The sequence below is a fragment of the Micromonospora sp. AB353 genome, from assembly GCF_049538395.1.
Classification (GTDB): domain Bacteria; phylum Actinomycetota; class Actinomycetes; order Mycobacteriales; family Micromonosporaceae; genus Micromonospora; species Micromonospora aurantiaca.
In genome coordinates, this window is record NZ_JBMVFV010000012.1 from 1 (window position 1) to 16,276 (window position 16,276).

Consider the following 16,276-nt stretch of genomic DNA (forward strand, 5'->3'; position numbering starts at 1 on the left):
ACCCCGCCGCGCCCGTGTCAGCGCAGGTACGGCCCGTCCGCGCCGATCTTGCCCGGCGCCGGGTTGCCGGGCAGGTCGAGCACGTAGACCCGCAGATTGCCCTTGCCGCCGGCCGCTGCGGTGAGCGTGCCGTCGGCGACCGTCTTCACGTCACCGGTGACCGCGTCCACGTACCGGCCGTTCGGCACCCCGCGGAACGTGGCGCCGCCGGACACGGTGACCAGCGCGAAGCTGTCCACCCCGCCCTGGGTGAAGCGCCGCTTGTACGCCATCGCGCCGCTCACGCCCTCGGTCGAGTACTGCCCCTTCTGCAACGCCGGCACCGCCCGCCGGATCAGGTTGAGCCGTTGCACGTGCTTCACCAGCGGCTGGGCGAGCGTGGTGGCGACCGTCCCGCCGGCCGAGCCGACCACCCCGAAGTCGCTCGCGGTGACGGTGCCGGCCAGGTGGTCGCCGTAGTAGGCCCGGCCCGTGGTGTCGAGCGGGCAGCTCGGCCCGCAGTCGATCCGGGCGCCCTTGCGGAACTCGATCTCCGAACCGTAGTAGAGCGTCGGGATGCCGCGGAACGTCCACATCAGGCTCATGTTCTCCGCCCAGGCGTCGGTGCCGCCGGTGTACCGGGTGGAGGACTTGTTCGGCCCGTAGTCGTGGCTGTCGACGTAGACCACGTTGTACGTGGCGTCGTTGTAACTGTCGTCGGAGTCCTTCCCGTTGCCGAACGCGTTGCCGGCGTCGGAGAAGTTCATGTGCATCCGCATGTCGATGACGTTCATGCCGGAGAACTGCGAACGGTCCGGCGCGTGGTACGTGTTGCCGCGCAGGAACGCGTTGTCGGTGGTCGGCTGCCCGTTCGGTCCGAGCAGCTGCTCGTGGTCGTACTGCTCGATCGCGGCGCGGACGTCGTCCGGGCTGTACTCCTTGCGTTCCTTCCAGGTGAAGAACTGCGCGGAGTGGTTGACCGAGCCGCGGTTCCACTTGTCGTTGACGAACGCGGCCACCTCGCCGAAGACGTAGAAGTCCTTGCCCTTCTCGCCGAACCGGGCGACCGCGTGCTGCTGGATGGCGGGCAGGAAGCGCCGGTTCCAGGTGACCCGGGGGATGTGCACGGCGGTGTCGATCCGGAAGCCGTCCACCCCCATGTCGATGAACCTGTTGTACGCGTCGATCAGGTACTGCTGCACGGCGGCGTTCTCGGTGTTGAAGTCGGCCAGATCCTCGTGCAGCCAGCAACTGCGTGAGTCCTCGCCCTCCCAGTTGCCGATCCAGCACTGGTGGTACTTGTCGGCGGGGAAGAGCTTGCTGGTCGGGACCGGCCACTGGCACTGGTAGAGCGTGTAGCCCTCGGGGCTGCGCCCGCCGGTCGGCGTACCCCAGTTCAGGCACTGGTTGCCGGCGGGCGCGGCGGACGACCACACGTCGCCGTTGTACGGCCGGCCCTTGGCCTTGGCGTTCTGCGCCGGGGTGAGCGCCGGGTCGTTCCCGGTCGCCTCGACCGTCGGGTCGTACTCCCGGCCGGTCTGCGGCTGGTCGTAGTACCACTTCCACTGGTCGTCGCGGGTGCCGTAGACGGTGGGCGTGAACAGGCCCTTGGCGCCCCACCGGGAGCTGTGGTTGTAGACCACGTCCTGGAAGATCTTCATGCCCTTGGCATGCGCGGCGTTGATCAGATCCTGGTACGAGGCGCCGGCGCTCTCCAGCCGCGGGTCCACCCGGTAGAAGTCCCAGCCGTGGTAGCCGTGGTAGTCGTAGTCGGAGCGGTTGAGCACCACCGGGGTGATCCAGAGCGCCGAGAAGCCGAGCGCCTTGATGTAGTCGAGCTTGTCGACCAGCCCCTTGAAGTCGCCCCGGAACATCGGGTCGTCGTTCGCCGCGTTGCCGGAGGCGACGTGCTGGCTGCCGCCACGGTTGTTCGCGGGATCACCGTCGGCGAACCGGGCGGTCATCACGAAGTAGATGGTGTCCTCGCGCGGGTCGCCGCCCAGCGGGGCGCCGCCGGTCTGCGGGGTGCCGGTGGTCGCGGACGCGGGCGCACTCGCCGCCGACCGGTTGCCGGCCGCGTCCAGGGCCCGCACGGTCCAGGTGTACGCGGTGCCGGGTCGCAGGTCGTACGCGACGTGCCGGGTGGTGGTGCTGGTGACCGTGGTGCCGCCGGCTCCCCCGGTGCGGGTCAGCTCGTACCCGGTGACGCCCCGGTCGTCGGTGGCGGCGGTCCAGGTCAGCGTGACCGCCAGTCCGTCGGCGACGGCGGTGAGGCCGCCCGGCGTGGACGGCGGCGTGGTGTCCGGGGTGGCCGGCGCGCACGGGTCCGCGGCGGCGGCGGTGACCCGGCCGTTGTCGACGACGCTGCGCCCCGTACCGATGGTGTAGTCCGCGCCGCCGTTGTTGTCCCAGGTCCCGGCGGTGTTGTTGAACGCGGCGGTCAGGCCGGTGGCCGTGCCGAGGTCGACGATCCGGCGGGCCCAGCCGGCGCAGCGCGTCTCCATGGCGACGCCCGGGGCGGTGGTCCAGGCGCCGCCGGTGGGCCGGTAGTGCAGGTTCGCGGCGGCCCAGCCGCGCGGCGTGAGGTGGTACCAGACCTCGGCGGTGTTCCCGGCGGCACCGGACGGCGTCGGGCTCGGTGCGGCAGTGGCGGACGGGCCCGGCGTCGGGGTGCCGGACGGCGACGGGGTGGCGCACGGGTCGCCCGTGCCGATCCGGCCGGCGGCGACGGTCACGGTGCCGGCGCCGAGGCGGTAGTTGGCGCCGTTGTTGTTGTCCCAGACGCCGCTGCCGTTGGTGAAGACGACCTGGGCGCCGGTGGCGGTGCCCAGGTCGACTGTCTTGCGGCGCCAGCCGGCGCAGGCGGTGTCCATCGGTACGCCGGGAACCGGCGTCCAGGCCTGCCCGTCCACGCCGTAGTGGATGTTGACGGACCCGCCCCAGGCGGCCGGTGACTGGTAGTAGACGGTGACGGTGTTCGCCGCCGCGGCGGCGGTGAACGGCAGCAGCGCGGCGAGCACGCCGGCGGCGAGCGCGATCGCTCCCCACCGGCGGCGGTTGGTGGTGGTGGTGCCCCTCATGGCGCTCTCCTGACACCCACGCCCGCACGACGGGCGCAAGGGGATGAAGGCGTTGCAAGAACTTGCGACGCGTGGTGCCAGGAAATTACCAGTTTCGATTCCCCGAAACCAGTGGTTCACAGTAGACACGGTCGTAACAGGTTGCACCGCCCGCAACGGCTTGCTCCCGGCCGGCGACGGCCAGGCCGGGAGCAGGGCGCGCGCTCAGCCCGCGGCGGGCGGGGTGAAGACGCCGAGCAGGTTGCCCGACGGGTCGCGCAGCAGGGCACGCACCAGACCGGCCGGCGTGGTCACCGGCGCCGTCAGAACGGTGCCGCCGGTCGCCTCCGCCCGGCGGCAGGTCTCCGGCACGTCCGCCACCTCGGCGTAGAAGATCGCGTAGTTGCCGGTGTCGGTGTCCCGGATCGCGCCGCCGATCCCCCGCTCACCGCCGGCCGTCGTCTGCCGGTACGACAGGCCCGGGCCGCCCTGCTCGTCGAAACTCCAGCCGAACAGCTCGGAGTAGAACCGCTGCGCCTCGTCCGGGCGGTCGGAGCCGATCTCGAACCAGGTCACGGGCGTGCTGGACATGCTTCCTCCTGAGATTCGCGCCGGCGGTCGGCCGGCGTCGTCAGGATTCAGCCTCGTATCGGGCCACGACAGCGTCCTGTCGGTGTTTCCACCCGGATCAGACCAGGGTGAGCGGGCGCACCCGGTCGACCGGCACGTCGAGGTCGCCGGGACGCCACTCCCGGGTCACCGGCTCGGCGAGCGGGTGCACCGACACGATCCGGTCGGTGCGGAAGCAGCGCACACCGTCGCGCAGCCGGCACCAGGCGACCAGGTACCAGTGCACCGAGTTGCCCAGGTAGGCCAGCGGCTCCACGTCGCGCGCCGAATCGGTGCCGCCGCGGTCGGCGTACCGCAGGCGCAGCACCCGCCCGGCGGCGACCGCGTCGGCGACGGCGGCCGGGACGGGCGTGCCCGGCCCGTCACCGACCAGGTGCACCCGGCCGGCGAGCCGGTGCGCCTCGGCCACCGCCGCCGGCGGCATCACCGCGACCAGCTTGCGCAGCGCGGCGCCGGCCGCCGGGGCGAACGGTGAACCGCCGAGCCGGTGCAGCGCGACGGCCATCGCCACCGCCTCGGCCGGTGTCAGGTTGACCGGCGGCAACGTGCGGGCCCGGTCGACCACGTAACCGCCGGTGCGGCCCGGCTCGGCCCAGATCGGCACCCCGGCGCCCTGCAACGCGGAGATGTCGCGCTCGACGGTGCGGGTGCTCACCTCGAAGCGGCGGGCCAGCCAGGTCGCGCTGCGCGGGCGCGGCGAGACCGCCCGCAGCTCCTCGACCAGGGCGTAGAGGCGGTCGGTGCGGTTCACCCCCGGACGCTAACCCGGGGGTACGACACCGCTCAGGCGATGCAGGCGCAGACGATCAGCGCGGCGCCGAAGTGGGTGGCGGCGCTGACCCGGGCCGCCGGGTGCGGCTCGTCGGCGGCGATGACGTCGCCGAGCTTGCCCGGGGTGAGCAGGTCCAGCACCAGGAACGCCAGCGCCATCACCAGCAGGCCGACCAGCCCGAACACCACGGTGGACGCGAGGCCCTTGGTGAACGAGCTGTAGCTGGTCAGCACGGCGGTGAAGACGATGCCGGCGATGCCGAGCTGGTTGGCGGCGAGCAGCAGCGCGGCGTTGCCGTTGCGGCGCACCCAGATCAGCTCCCGCAGCTTGCCCGGGGTGAGCAGGTCGACGAGCAGGAATCCGGCGGCCATCAGGGCGACCCCGACCATCCCGAACACGATGCTCTGCCACGCCCCGTCGAGCAGATCTCCCAGCACCAACGCCTCCCCGGCTCACGCCCGCCCGGCGGTGGTGCCGGGGCGGTGCCGCAGACGATAGCGGCACCGCGCCAGCGTGATCTAGAGCGAGAGGTAGCGCTGCCGCTCGTACGGGGTGACCTCGCGGCGGTACTGCTCCCACTCGGAGCGCTTGTTGCGCAGGAAGAAGTCGAAGACGTGCTCGCCGAGCACCTCGGCCACCAGCTCGGAACCGGCCATCACGTCGATCGCCTCGGCCAGGTTCTCCGGCAGCGCCTCGTACCCCATGGCGCGGCGCTCGGCGCTGCTCAGCGACCAGACGTCGTCCTCGGCACCCGGGGGCAGCTCGTAGCCCTCCTCGATGCCCTTGAGGCCGGCGCCGAGCATCACCGCGAACGCGAGGTAGGGGTTGGTCGCGGAGTCCAGCGAGCGGACCTCGACCCGGGCCGAGTTCGGCTTGCCGTACGCGGGCACCCGCACCAGCGCGGACCGGTTCAGGTGACCCCAGCAGACGTACGCCGGGCTCTCGGTGATCCGGTCCGGCAGCGCCTGCGGGAACAGCCGCTTGTACGAGTTGACCCACTGGTTCGTGACGGCGGTGTACTCCCGGGCGTGGGTGAGCAGCCCGGCGATGAACGACTTCGCGACCTTGGAGAGCTTCATCGGGTCGCCGGCGTCGTGGAACGCGTTGCGCTCCCCCTCGAACAGCGACAGGTGCGTGTGCATGCCGCTGCCGGGCTGGTCGGTGAACGGCTTCGGCATGAAGCTGGCCTGCACGCCGGTGGAGAGCGCGACCTCCTTCACCACGTGCCGGAACGTCATGATGTTGTCGGCGGTGGTGAGCGCGTCGGCGTAGCGCAGGTCGATCTCCTGCTGGCCGGGGGCGACCTCGTGGTGGCTGTACTCCACCGAGATGCCGATCCGCTCCAGCGCCAGCACGGCCTGGCGGCGGAAGTCCCGCGCGACGGCGTGCGTGGTGTGCTCGAAGTAGCCGCCGGTGTCCACCGGGATCGGCACCGAGCCGTCCTGCGGGCCGTTCTCCAGCAGGAAGAACTCGATCTCGGGATGGGTGTAGAAGGTGAAGCCCTTGTCGGCGGCCCGGGAGAGCATCCGGCGCAGCACGTGCCGCGGGTCGGCCCAGGAAGGGCTGCCGTCGGGCAGCGAGATGTCGCAGAACATCCGGGCGCTCTCGCCGCTGACCCCGCCCTCGAACGGGAAGACCTGGAACGTGGTCGGGTCCGGCATCGCCACCATGTCCGACTCGAAGACCCGGGCGAAGCCCTCGATCGCCGAGCCGTCGAAACCGATGCCCTCGTCGAAGGCCGCCTCGAGTTCCGCGGGAGCCACCGAGACGCTCTTGAGCGTGCCGAGCACATCGGTGAACCACAGCCGGACGAAACGGATGTCCCGCTCTTCCAGCGTGCGGAGGACGAACTCCTGCTGACGGTCCACTTCCACCCCTCGTGACACGTACGTCCGCACCGGTCGGGCCGGCCCGGCCTGACCGCCCAGTCTCCACCGGGCTCGTTACGCCGACGTTACGCCCTTCCCCGCCGGAGCGCCCCGCCGTGTCCCGCCCTCGCCGGACGCCGGCCGGCCGGTGGCGCGCGTCTCCCACGACCGGCCGGATTCCGGCCCGACGGCTGGGGGAAGATGGGGGCATGCCCACCCTGCGTCTCGCCCTGTGCCAGGTCAACCCGACGGTAGGCGACCTCGCCGGCAACGCCGGCCTGGTCCGCTCGTGGACCCGTCAGGCCGCCGACGCCGGCGCCCAGCTCGTCCTGTTCCCCGAGCTGATGCTCACCGGTTACCCGGTGGAGGACCTGGTGTTCCGCCGTTCGTTCGTGGCCGCGTCCCGCGCCGCGCTGCACCGGCTCGCCGCCGACCTGGCCGCCGACGGCCTCGGTGAGCTGCCGGTCGTGGTCGGCTATCTGGACGCGGACGGCCCGCCGCAGGTCAGTTCCGACGCCCAGCCGGGCCGGGGCGCCCGCAACGCGGCGGCGGTGCTGCACCGGGGCGAGGTGGTGGCCACCTACTTCAAGCACCATCTGCCCAACTACGGTGTCTTCGACGAGGACCGCTACTTCGTCCCCGGTGACACGCTCACCGTGGTGCGCGTCGGCGGGGTGGACGTGGCGCTGACCATCTGCGAGGACCTGTGGCAGGCCGGCGGCCCGTTCGTGGTGGCCCGGGAGGCCGGCGTCGGGCTGGTGCTGAGCATCAACGGCTCGCCGTACGAGCTGAACAAGGACGACGTGCGGCTGCCGCTGGTACGCCGGCGCGCCGCCGAGGCCGGGGCGGCCATCGCGTACGTGAACATGGTCGGCGGCCAGGACGAGCTGGTCTACGACGGCGACTCGATGATCGTCGCCGCGGACGGCACGCTGCTGACCCGGGCGCCGCAGTTCGTCGAGCACCTGCTGGTGCACGACCTGGAGCTGCCGGCGGCGGCAGGTGCGCCCGGCGGAACCGGTGCGCTGAGCGACGGGATGCGCGTGACCCGCCACGACATCCCGGCGATCCCGGCCGCGCCGGCCGGCCCGGCTGCGGACGGCGGCATCATCGAGCCGGTCGCCGACGAGGCCGAGGTGTGGCACGCGCTGGTGCTGGGCCTGCGCGACTACATCGACAAGAACCGCTTCCCGTCGGTGGTGCTCGGCCTGTCCGGCGGCATCGACTCGGCGGTGGCGGCGGCCATCGCGGTGGACGCGGTGGGCCCGGAGCGGGTCGTCGGCGTCTCGATGCCCAGCCAGCACTCCTCCGAGCACTCCCGCACCGACGCGGAGGACCTGGCGAAGCGCACCGGCCTGGACTACCGGGTCGAGCCGATCCAGCCGATGGTGGACACGTTCCTGGCGAACATGTCGCTGTCCGGGGTGGCGGTGGAGAACCTCCAGGCCCGGGTACGCGGCGTGATCCTCATGGCGCTGTCGAACCAGGAGGGCCACCTGGTGCTCACCACCGGCAACAAGAGCGAGCTGGCGGTGGGCTACTCGACGCTCTACGGCGACTCGGTGGGCGGCTACAACCCGGTCAAGGACGTCTGGAAGACGCTCGTGTGGCGGCTGGCGAAGTGGCGCAACGCCGACGCGGCGCGGCGCGGGCAGACGCCGCCGATCCCGGAGAACTCGATCGGCAAGCCGCCGTCGGCCGAGCTGAGCCCCGGCCAGCTCGACAGCGACACGCTGCCCGACTACGACGTGCTCGACCCGATCCTGATCGGCTACGTCGACGGTGACCTGGGCCGCGACGGCCTGGTCGAGTCCGGTCACGACCCGGCCGTGGTGGACAAGGTGCTGCGGATGGTGGATACCGCCGAGTACAAGCGACGGCAGTCCGCGCCCGGCACCAAGATCTCCATGAAGGCGTTCGGGCGGGACCGGCGGCTGCCGATCACCAACCGGTGGCGCGAGGACGGCTGACCGCTCCCCCGGCCGGGAGTGACATCCTCCACTCCGACCTGCCCGCGGCCCGCCGCCCGGTGCGACGATCGCGGGGAACCCGGGGACCGCGTGCGCGGCCTCGAGGAAGGAGATTGTCATGGTGGAGTCCACCCCGGCCGAGGTGACCGCCCTCTACGGCGGGCCGGCCACCCGGCGGGTACGCACCCGCGACCTGATCGCCGCCAAGGAGCGCGGCGAGCGGTGGGCGATGCTCACCTCGTACGACCAGTACACGGCCTCGATCTTCGACCAGGCGGGGATCCCGGTGCTGCTGGTCGGCGACTCGGCGGCGAACAACGTCTTCGGCTACGAGACCACGCTGCCGGTGACCGCCGAGGAGCTGCTGCCGCTGGTACGCGCCGTGGTCCGCGCCACGAAGCACTCGCTGATCGTCGGTGACCTGCCGTTCGGCTCGTACGAGGAGGGACCGGCGCAGGCGCTGCGCACCGCGGTGCGGTTCATGAAGGAGGGCGGCTGCCACGCGGTGAAGCTGGAGGGCGGGCGGCGCTGCGCCACCCAGATCGAGGCGATCACCGGCGCAGGCATCCCGGTGATGGCGCACATCGGCTTCACCCCGCAGAGTGAGCACACGCTGGGCGGTTACCGGGTGCAGGGCCGGGGCGAGGCCGCCGAGGAGGTGCTCGCCGACGCGCGGGCGGTGGCCGAGGCGGGCGCGTTCGCGGTGGTGCTGGAGATGGTGCCGGGCGAGGTGGCCAAGCGGGTCACGGCCGAGCTGCCCATCCCCACCGTCGGCATCGGGGCCGGCCCGGACACCGACGGGCAGGTGCTGGTCTGGCAGGACATGGCCGGGTTGCGGACCGGCCGGGCGCCGCGTTTCGTGAAGCGGTACGCCGACCTGGCGGGCGCGCTGACCGACGCCACCCGGCGGTTCGCCGACGAGGTGCGCGGCGGTGAGTTCCCCGCGGCCGAGCACACCTTCTGAGGTGTAAGGAAGGGCCCCTTCTTAACGCCTGGCGTAGAGAAGGGGCCCTTTCTTAACACACGCCGCCCCGACGGCGGCGCGACGCGTCAGAGGTCGGTGACCCGGATGCCGGCGTGCGCCTTGTAGCGCTTGTTGATCGCGATCAGGTTCGCGGTGAACGCCTCGATCTGGTGGGCGTTGCGCAGCCGCCCGGCGTAGATGCCCCGCATGCCGGGGATCCGCGCGGCCAGCGCGCCGACCACGCCCACGAGTTCCCGGTCCTCGGTGCAGATCAGCACGTCCAGGTCGATCCGGTCGATCTCCGGGTCGGCCAGCAGCGGCGCGCTGACGTGGTTGAACGCGGCGCAGACCCGGGACTCGGGCAGCAGCGCGGCGGCCTGCTGCACGGCGCTGCCCTCGGGCACGTCGAGCGCGTACGGGCCCTGCTTGTCGAAGCCGAGCGGGTTGACGCAGTCCACCACGATCTTGCCGGCCAGCGGTCCGGCGAGCGCGGCGACGGTGGCCGCGTGCCCGTCCCACGGCACCGCCACGATCACCACGTCGCTGCGCCGGGCGACGTCCTCGTTGTCGCCGCCGGAGACCAGAGCGCCGTCGGGGAGCCCGGGCAGGGCGGCGATCTCGGCGGCGGCCTGGGTGGCCCGCTCGGCGGTGCGGGAGCCGATCAGCACGGTCTGCCCGGCCCGGGCGAACCGGTAGGCGAGACCCCGTCCCTGGTCGCCGGTGCCACCGATGATGCCGACGGTCAGCCCGGAGACGTCGGGCAGCGTGGTCGCGTCGTAAGCCATGCGCTCATCCTCGCAAAACGGGGCCGTGAGCGGTGCATCCCGATGCTGTGACAATGACCGCGCTGGTCACGCCCGTTCGAAGGCGACCCGGCGCTGGGCCGGGTCGGCGGCGGTGAGGCGTACCCGGACGCGTTCGCCCAGCGGCAGCTCACCGGTGCAGCGGGCGCGCACCGGCGGCTCGTCGAGCGCGATCGTGCCGCCGGGCGGGCGGCCGGGGCGGCCGTTGCCCGCCGGGCGCGGTTCGTCCACGTCGAGCACAGCCGCCTCGAACGTCTCCCCCACCCGGTGCGCGAGCAGCACCGCCTCGGCCAGCTCCACGGCGCCCCGGGTGGCGGCGCCCGCGGTGCGGTCGGTCGCGGCCATCACCTCGGGCAGCTTCGGCAGCGCGGCCCGGACCTGCTCGGGCACCTCGCGGCCCTCGTGCAGCGCGAGACAGACCTCGGTGGCGTAGCGATCGGCCAGCCGGCGCAGCGGCGCCGTGACGTGCGCGTACGCGGCCGCCACCCCGCCGTGCTCGGGCTGCTCGGGCAGCTCACCGTCGAACGCGGTGTACGCGGCGCCGCGCATCAACTCGGCGGCCTGGTCGACGAAGGCGGCCACCCGGGGCTGGGAGGTGTCCAGCCCGTCGAGCACCTGACCGACCGGGGTGCCGTCCGGCCAGGGCACGCCGAGCGGTCCGGCGGCGAGCCGCAGCCGCTCGACCGCCTCCGGTCGAGGCCGGGGCATGGTGCGCAGCAGCCCGATCCGGCCGGCCAGCATGATGTTCGCCGCTGCCATCCCGGTCAGCAGCGAGATCTGCGCGTTGTGCTCCTCCATCGCACCGGGGCCGCGCAGCACCAGCCGCCACCCGTCGCCGTCGGGCTCGACGTCCTGCTCCGGCAGCGGCAGGTTGATCGCGCCCCGGCTCAGGCCCCGCGCGGTGAGCAGCGCCCCGATCTCGGGCAGCAGGGCGATCGGCTCGGGCAGCCGGCCGACGTCGGCGTCGCGCTGCACGCCGCCGTAGTCGAGCTTGGCCCGGCTGCGCACCAGCGCCCGCTCCAGGGTGACCGCGACGGTGCCGCCGTCGGCGTCCAGGTCGACGGTCCAGAGCACGGCGGCCCGGTCGGCGTCGGGCAGCAGGCTGGCCGCACCCTCGCTGAGCGTGTGCGGGTGCAGCGGCACGTTGCCGTCGGGCAGGTAGACCGTCTGCCCCCGGCGCCACGTCTCGGCCTCCAGGTCACCGCCGAGGCGTACGTGGGTCAGGACGTCCGCGATCGCGTACCGGACGCGGTAGCCGCCGCCGGGACGGCGGGTGAGGTGCATGGCCTGGTCGAGGTCGCGCGAGGTCGCCGGGTCGACGGTGACGAACGGGATGTCGGTCCGGTCGGCGACTGCGGGCGGCGGCGCGGCGGCCGCCAGGTCGGCCTCGCGCTGCGCCGCGGCCGGGAAGCTCTCGGGCAGTCCCAGCTCGCGGCGCAGCGCGCCGAAGTCGATACGGGGCGCCAGTACGCGTCGGATCACCACGCGGTCAATCCTGACAGCGCCCCGCACGTTCCGCTCCCCGGGAGGGAGCGGTGTCCGCGGCGTCAGGCGCGGCGGGCCGGCGCCTGACGCGCGGTGGTGCTCTTGGCGGCGGTGCTCTTGCGGGCCGGCGCCTTCTTCGCGGCGGTGGTCTTCTTCGCCGCCGTGGTGGTCTTGCGCGCGGTGGTGGTCTTGCGGGCGGGCGCCTTCTTCGCCGCCGCCTTGCGCGCCGTGGGACGCGTCGAGGCGGTGGTCTTCTTCGCGGGCGCCTTCTTCGCCGCGGCGGTGGTCTTCTTCGCCGCCGAGGTGACCTTCCGCGCGCCGGTGGTCTTCTTGGCCGCCGTCGTCTTCTTCGCCGCCGTCGTCTTACGGGCCGGCGCCTTCTTCGCGGTGGCGGTGGTCCGGGCCGTCGTGGTCTTCCGGGCCGCCGTGGTCTTCTTCGCCGCGGTGGTCTTCTTGGCCGCGGTGGTCTTCTTCGCCGCCGTCTTCTTGACGGCTGTCGTCTTCTTCGCGGTGGTCTTCTTCGCCGGCGCGGTCTTGGCGGTGGCCCGGCCGGCCGGCGCCGTACGGGCTGCGGTCTTCTTCGCCGTCGTCCTGCTGGTGGTGGTCTTGGTGGCCGGCGCCTTGCGCGCCGCCGACACGACCTTCCTGGCGGCCGCCTTCTTGGCCACCGCCTTCTTCGCCGGTGTCCGTCCGGCACCGGCGCCCGAGGCGTTCGGCGACGCCTTGGTGACCGTCGTCGTCCTGCCCGCGGCGGTCCTCTTCGCGGTCGTCCGTTTCGCGGCCGGGCGGGTGGCCTGCTGTGCTTCGGCCATCTCGGTTCCCTTTCCTGGGGACGTGCTCTCGCCCTCGCGGAGCACGGATCACCTCGACGCGGGCCCTCCCGCGCCGTCTAGCGGCCCTCCCCGGCCCAACGGGCGTCCTCGGCGTCCCACGCGTCGTTACGCTCCCGCACTGTCTGCAGGGCGTTGTCCGCGTCGGCGGCTGAGGCGTACGGTCCGAGAACGTGCTTGGCGGGGCACACGTCGGCATCGGTCTCGACCCGGTGGTGTCGCGTGCACCAGTAGTAGTGCCCACCACTTCCGTCGTCGCTCATGCGATCACTGTGCACCGGGAACCGCCCGGCCGCCACCGGAACGGCACAAATAGTCACGGCCTTCTCCACATTAGACCTGGTCGGGGCGGTTGTGGCGGGGAACGGCGGAAGACCCGGAGATGCCCGCACTCGTCCGAACGGCCGGTACCGGCGCCGGTGGGGAACGGACAGGATCGGCGCTCGTGATCATCACGACGACGGGCACGGGGGCCTGTCCGCGATGCGGCGCGACGCCGGTGTCGCTGGACGGGGCGTTGCCCTGGTGCGCCGGCTGCGACTGGAACCTCGACACCTACGACGCGCGCCGCCAGCCGCCCGAGTTCGGCTGGTCCTGGGTCGACCGGCGGACCCACCGGCTCGCCGCGCGGCTCACCCGCCGGCAGTACGCCGCTCTGCTCGGCCGGTCGCTGGAGCCGACCGGGCAGGGGTTCACCGGTGTTCTGGTCACCGGCGTCTCGGTGCTGCTCCTGCTCGGCGTGGCCGGGATCGCGGTGGCCGGGGTGTGGTTGCTGTTCGCGTACCCCTTCCCGAACCTCGCGGTGGTCGGCGGCGTGGCGCTCATCGCGCTCGCGGTGGCGTTGCGGCCGCGTTTCGGCCGGCTCGACCGGGACCTGGACGTGCTCACCGAACGGGAGGCGCCGGAGCTGCACGCCCTGGTCCGGGAGGTGGCCACGGCGGTGGGCGCGCCGATGCCGCACGTGATCGGCGTCGACGGCGCCATCAACGCGTACGCGACGTCGGTGGGACTGCGCCGGCGGCGCGTGCTCGGCCTCGGACTGCCGTTGTGGGGCGCCCTGGACGGATCGGCGCGGGTCGCGCTGCTCGGCCACGAGCTGGGCCACTTCGTCAACGGCGACGTCCGCCGGGGGCCGGTGACCCAGCCGGCGCTGACCATGCTCGGCAACGCCGCCGACCTGTTCCGGCCCCGGGGCGGATCCGACGGCGGCGGGCTGCTGGTGATGGTCGGCGAGTGGCTCGGGCGCCTGGCGTCCTGGGCGCTGTCGCGGCTGCTGTTCGCCGGGCACGTGGTGCTCGTCGCCGTCGCGCTGCGGGAGAGCCAGCGGGCCGAGTACCTGGCCGACGAGATGGCCGCCCGCGCCGGCGGCACGGCGGGCGCGACCCGGCTGCTGGACACGACGCTGCGGACCGACTCGGTGGCCACCGCCGTGCGCAACGCGGTACGCGGCGGCCACGGGCCGGACACCTGGCGGGTGGAGACGGGGCGCGCGCTGGACGCCGCCGCCGAGCGGCTGTCGCTGGAACGGCAGCTCACCGTCCGGGAGGACGCCTCCCTGTTCGCCGCCCACCCGCCGACCGGTCTGCGGCACCGGATGCTCGGCGCGCGGCCCTGGCAGGACCCGGCGGTGACGCTCACCGAGGCGCGCGCCGCGCGGATCGACGTCGAGCTGGCCCGGCACTACGAGCGGGCCGGGCGGGCGCTGAGCTGGAACGCCTGACGCTCAGGCGGGTGCCGGGACGGGCTCCGGACCGGGTACGACGGCGGGCGCCGGGCGGGCCGCCGCGATCGCGTACGCCAGGACGTAGGGCGTGCAGGCCAGGTAGAACATCGGCTCGACGAGCACCCGGTCGGTGATGAGGAACCGTTCCCACCCGGTCGGCCGGGGCAGTCCGAACGACGAGTCGGTCCAGCAGGTGAACAGCCACAGCGGCGCGGAGATCCGGTCGACCGCGTCCGGCGGCAGGCCGTCGGCCACCGGCGCGGTGGCCGGGATCGAGGTGACCACCGCGAGGATCACCGCCGCGTCGGCCGCCACCAGCGCGCCGAGCAGCCCGGCCGACCACGCGAGGCGGACCCGGCCCCGGCGGGCCAGCATGCCGGCGGCCCAGAGCGCCGCCGTCAGCAGCGCCAGCCAGAGCAGCAGCCCGGGCACCGTCTCCCACACCCGGCTCTCGCCCCGGGCGGCGAGCAGCGCGAGCGTCGCGGTCACGGTCGCGGCGACCGGCAGCACCACGCCGAGTGCGGTGGGCAGCGCCCGCACGCGTACGGTCCGGCGCGCGGCCCGGGTGACGACGAGCGCGAGCGTTGTGCCGAGCAGCGCGGTGAGCGCCGACCAGGCCGGCAACTGCGCGGCGGCGGCCCACGGCACGCGCATCTCCAGCCACCCGTGGGCCACGCCCGTCACCGCGCCCGCGAGCACGAGGACCGCGACGCAGACCGGCGGCGCGAGCAGCAACACCCCTGCGGTACGCCCCAGCCGCCGGGTCACCACGCCGGTGCCCCGGCCGGGTCCGCGGGTTCGGCGGGTAAGAGAGCACTCAGCTCGGCCAGCGCCAGCCGGGCCGACCGGATGCCCTCGCCGGTGAGGCGGTAGTAGCGGCGGGCCGGGCGGCCGGCGGCGACCGGGTCGACGTCCTCCCAGTCGGCGGCGAGCCAGCCCGCGTCCTGGAGGCGTCGCAGCACCGGGTAGAGCGTCCCGCTGGGCAGGCCGGTGAGCCGCATCAGGTCGAGGCCGTAGCGCGGCGCCTCGGGCTCGGCGAGCAGCGCCGAGAGCACCTTCGCCACCGGGATGGTCAGTCGCACGGGCTGACTCTATCGGAACTCTACATAGGGTGGATGCACCGTTGTGGCGGACGAACGGTGATCGACGACAGGACGGCGTGGTCCCTTCGACGGGACCGGCGGCCGATCCGGAGGGGACCGCTCAGGTGGATCACCAGGGGCCCGGGTGCAGGTCGCAGCTCCATATGCGAGCCTCGACGGACCGAATCCGCTGCCCGCCCGCTCCGGCGGACAGCGGCCCGAGCTGGGGAGAGAAAATCGTGGGCAACCTTGACATCGCGCTGAAGAACGCGATGAACATCGACGGCGCGATCGGGGCCGCGCTCGTCGACTACACCAGTGGCATGACCCTCGGCGTCGCCGGGGGCACCGGCGAGATCGACCTGACCGTCGCCGCCGCCGGCAACACCGACGTCGTACGCGCCAAGCTGCGCACCATCGAGATGCTCAAGCTCGACGACGAGATCGAGGACATCCTGATCACGCTCGGCAGCCAGTACCACCTGATCCGCCCGCTGAGCAACCGCACCGGCAAGGGCCTGTTCCTCTACCTGATGGTGAGCAAGAGCCGGGCCAACCTCGCGATGGCCAGACACCAACTGCGCACGATCGAGGAGAGCCTGGAACTGTGAGCCGGGTGGACGACCTCCCCCGCCGTACGCGCCCCCAGACCGGCACCCTGCCGCCACCCCGGGCGCTTCCACAGTCGCTGGCCGGCAACCCGGCGCTGCCGTACCCGGCCATCGCCCAGGAACTCTCCGCCCTGCGGCTGCAGATCCCCGGCGTGCACGGATGCGTCCTCGGCGGCGTCGACGGCCTGCTCGTCACGCACAACCTGCAGAACGGCGCCGACCCGGACGACCTGGCCGCGCTGGCCGCCACCATGTACGGGCTCGGCCGCCAGGTCGGGTCGCGCCTCGGACAGGGCGACTTCCAGCAGTCCACGGTGCGCAACGCGGGCGGCTACCTCAGCGTGTACGCCATCAACGGGCAGGCGCTGCTCGCCGTGATCGGCACGGACAGCATCAACGTGGCGCGGCTGCACCTGCACGCCCCGACCACCGCGGCCCGGCTCGCCGAACTACTCGACGGCGTCAGCCCGGCCACGTCCTGACGTACGCCGGTCGTCCCG

Annotated in this window: 16 protein-coding genes; 5 read left to right on the plus strand and 11 right to left on the minus strand. The window is 73.1% G+C overall.

Features of this window, described 5'->3' with window-relative positions:
- Window positions 1–17: 17 nt before the first annotated feature.
- The 5 genes from ACPCK6_RS08285 to glnA form a co-directional block, all read right to left on the minus strand.
- Window positions 18–3,059: a carbohydrate binding domain-containing protein gene (locus ACPCK6_RS08285; RefSeq protein ID WP_423480779.1), complete on the minus strand. Its 3,042-nt coding sequence runs from the start codon at window positions 3,057–3,059 to the stop codon at window positions 18–20.
- A gap of 204 nt (window positions 3,060–3,263) precedes the next feature.
- Window positions 3,264–3,629 carry a VOC family protein gene (locus ACPCK6_RS08290; RefSeq protein WP_396884051.1) on the minus strand — a complete coding sequence of 122 codons (366 nt, stop codon included), beginning with the start codon at window positions 3,627–3,629 and terminating at the stop codon, window positions 3,264–3,266.
- Between the two features lie 97 nt (window positions 3,630–3,726).
- The gene (locus tag ACPCK6_RS08295; RefSeq protein WP_318335105.1) at window positions 3,727–4,419 is read right to left on the minus strand and encodes a helix-turn-helix transcriptional regulator; all 693 of its coding nucleotides are present in this window, start codon (window positions 4,417–4,419) and stop codon (window positions 3,727–3,729) included.
- A gap of 32 nt (window positions 4,420–4,451) precedes the next feature.
- Complete coding sequence (locus tag ACPCK6_RS08300; RefSeq protein WP_013287762.1) at window positions 4,452–4,877, minus strand: DUF350 domain-containing protein; 426 nt, start codon at window positions 4,875–4,877, stop codon at window positions 4,452–4,454.
- Between the two features lie 81 nt (window positions 4,878–4,958).
- Complete coding sequence (gene glnA, locus ACPCK6_RS08305; protein WP_120568707.1) at window positions 4,959–6,308, minus strand: type I glutamate--ammonia ligase; 1,350 nt, start codon at window positions 6,306–6,308, stop codon at window positions 4,959–4,961.
- A 209-nt stretch (window positions 6,309–6,517) separates the two neighbouring features.
- On the opposite strand from glnA, the gene ACPCK6_RS08310 reads away from it, so the two are divergent.
- Together ACPCK6_RS08310 and panB are read left to right on the plus strand one after the other, a co-directional pair.
- A complete protein-coding gene (locus ACPCK6_RS08310; RefSeq protein ID WP_423480780.1) occupies window positions 6,518–8,278 on the plus strand; it encodes an NAD+ synthase in 1,761 nt (586 codons plus the stop codon).
- 118 nt (window positions 8,279–8,396) lie between these two features.
- Window positions 8,397–9,242, plus strand: coding sequence for a 3-methyl-2-oxobutanoate hydroxymethyltransferase (gene panB, locus ACPCK6_RS08315; protein WP_396884048.1), 846 nt, complete (start codon window positions 8,397–8,399; stop codon window positions 9,240–9,242).
- Between the two features lie 86 nt (window positions 9,243–9,328).
- Here the strand turns inward: panB and npdG are convergent, their stop codons facing one another.
- The 4 genes from npdG to ACPCK6_RS08335 form a co-directional block, all read right to left on the minus strand.
- The gene (npdG, locus tag ACPCK6_RS08320) at window positions 9,329–10,027 is read right to left on the minus strand and encodes an NADPH-dependent F420 reductase (protein WP_396884047.1); all 699 of its coding nucleotides are present in this window, start codon (window positions 10,025–10,027) and stop codon (window positions 9,329–9,331) included.
- Window positions 10,028–10,093: 66 nt separating this feature from the next.
- Window positions 10,094–11,530: an RNB domain-containing ribonuclease gene (locus ACPCK6_RS08325; RefSeq protein ID WP_423480781.1), complete on the minus strand. Its 1,437-nt coding sequence runs from the start codon at window positions 11,528–11,530 to the stop codon at window positions 10,094–10,096.
- A 62-nt stretch (window positions 11,531–11,592) separates the two neighbouring features.
- Window positions 11,593–12,342 (minus strand): histone, encoded by a 750-nt coding sequence (locus ACPCK6_RS08330; RefSeq protein ID WP_423480782.1) that lies wholly within the window; start codon window positions 12,340–12,342, stop codon window positions 11,593–11,595.
- Between the two features lie 77 nt (window positions 12,343–12,419).
- Window positions 12,420–12,623 (minus strand): hypothetical protein, encoded by a 204-nt coding sequence (locus ACPCK6_RS08335; RefSeq protein ID WP_030273123.1) that lies wholly within the window; start codon window positions 12,621–12,623, stop codon window positions 12,420–12,422.
- Window positions 12,624–12,805: 182 nt separating this feature from the next.
- On the opposite strand from ACPCK6_RS08335, the gene ACPCK6_RS08340 reads away from it, so the two are divergent.
- Window positions 12,806–14,080, plus strand: coding sequence for a M48 family metalloprotease (locus ACPCK6_RS08340; protein ID WP_423480783.1), 1,275 nt, complete (start codon window positions 12,806–12,808; stop codon window positions 14,078–14,080).
- A 3-nt stretch (window positions 14,081–14,083) separates the two neighbouring features.
- Here the strand turns inward: ACPCK6_RS08340 and ACPCK6_RS08345 are convergent, their stop codons facing one another.
- Together ACPCK6_RS08345 and ACPCK6_RS08350 are read right to left on the minus strand one after the other, a co-directional pair.
- Window positions 14,084–14,851, minus strand: a complete 768-nt coding sequence (locus ACPCK6_RS08345) for a hypothetical protein (RefSeq protein ID WP_396884043.1) — start codon at window positions 14,849–14,851, stop codon at window positions 14,084–14,086.
- Complete coding sequence (locus ACPCK6_RS08350) at window positions 14,848–15,165, minus strand: PadR family transcriptional regulator (RefSeq protein ID WP_396884042.1); 318 nt, start codon at window positions 15,163–15,165, stop codon at window positions 14,848–14,850. The genes ACPCK6_RS08345 and ACPCK6_RS08350 overlap by 4 nt, the downstream gene beginning before the upstream one ends.
- A 239-nt stretch (window positions 15,166–15,404) precedes the next feature.
- Between ACPCK6_RS08350 and ACPCK6_RS08355 the strand changes: the two genes are divergently transcribed.
- Both ACPCK6_RS08355 and ACPCK6_RS08360 read left to right on the plus strand, forming a co-directional pair.
- Entirely contained in the window at window positions 15,405–15,776 is a 372-nt protein-coding gene (locus ACPCK6_RS08355) for a hypothetical protein (RefSeq protein ID WP_013287772.1), read from the plus strand.
- The gene (locus ACPCK6_RS08360; RefSeq protein ID WP_423480784.1) at window positions 15,773–16,258 is read left to right on the plus strand and encodes a roadblock/LC7 domain-containing protein; all 486 of its coding nucleotides are present in this window, start codon (window positions 15,773–15,775) and stop codon (window positions 16,256–16,258) included. Before ACPCK6_RS08355 ends, ACPCK6_RS08360 begins: the two co-directional genes overlap by 4 nt.
- Window positions 16,259–16,276 lie beyond the last annotated feature (18 nt).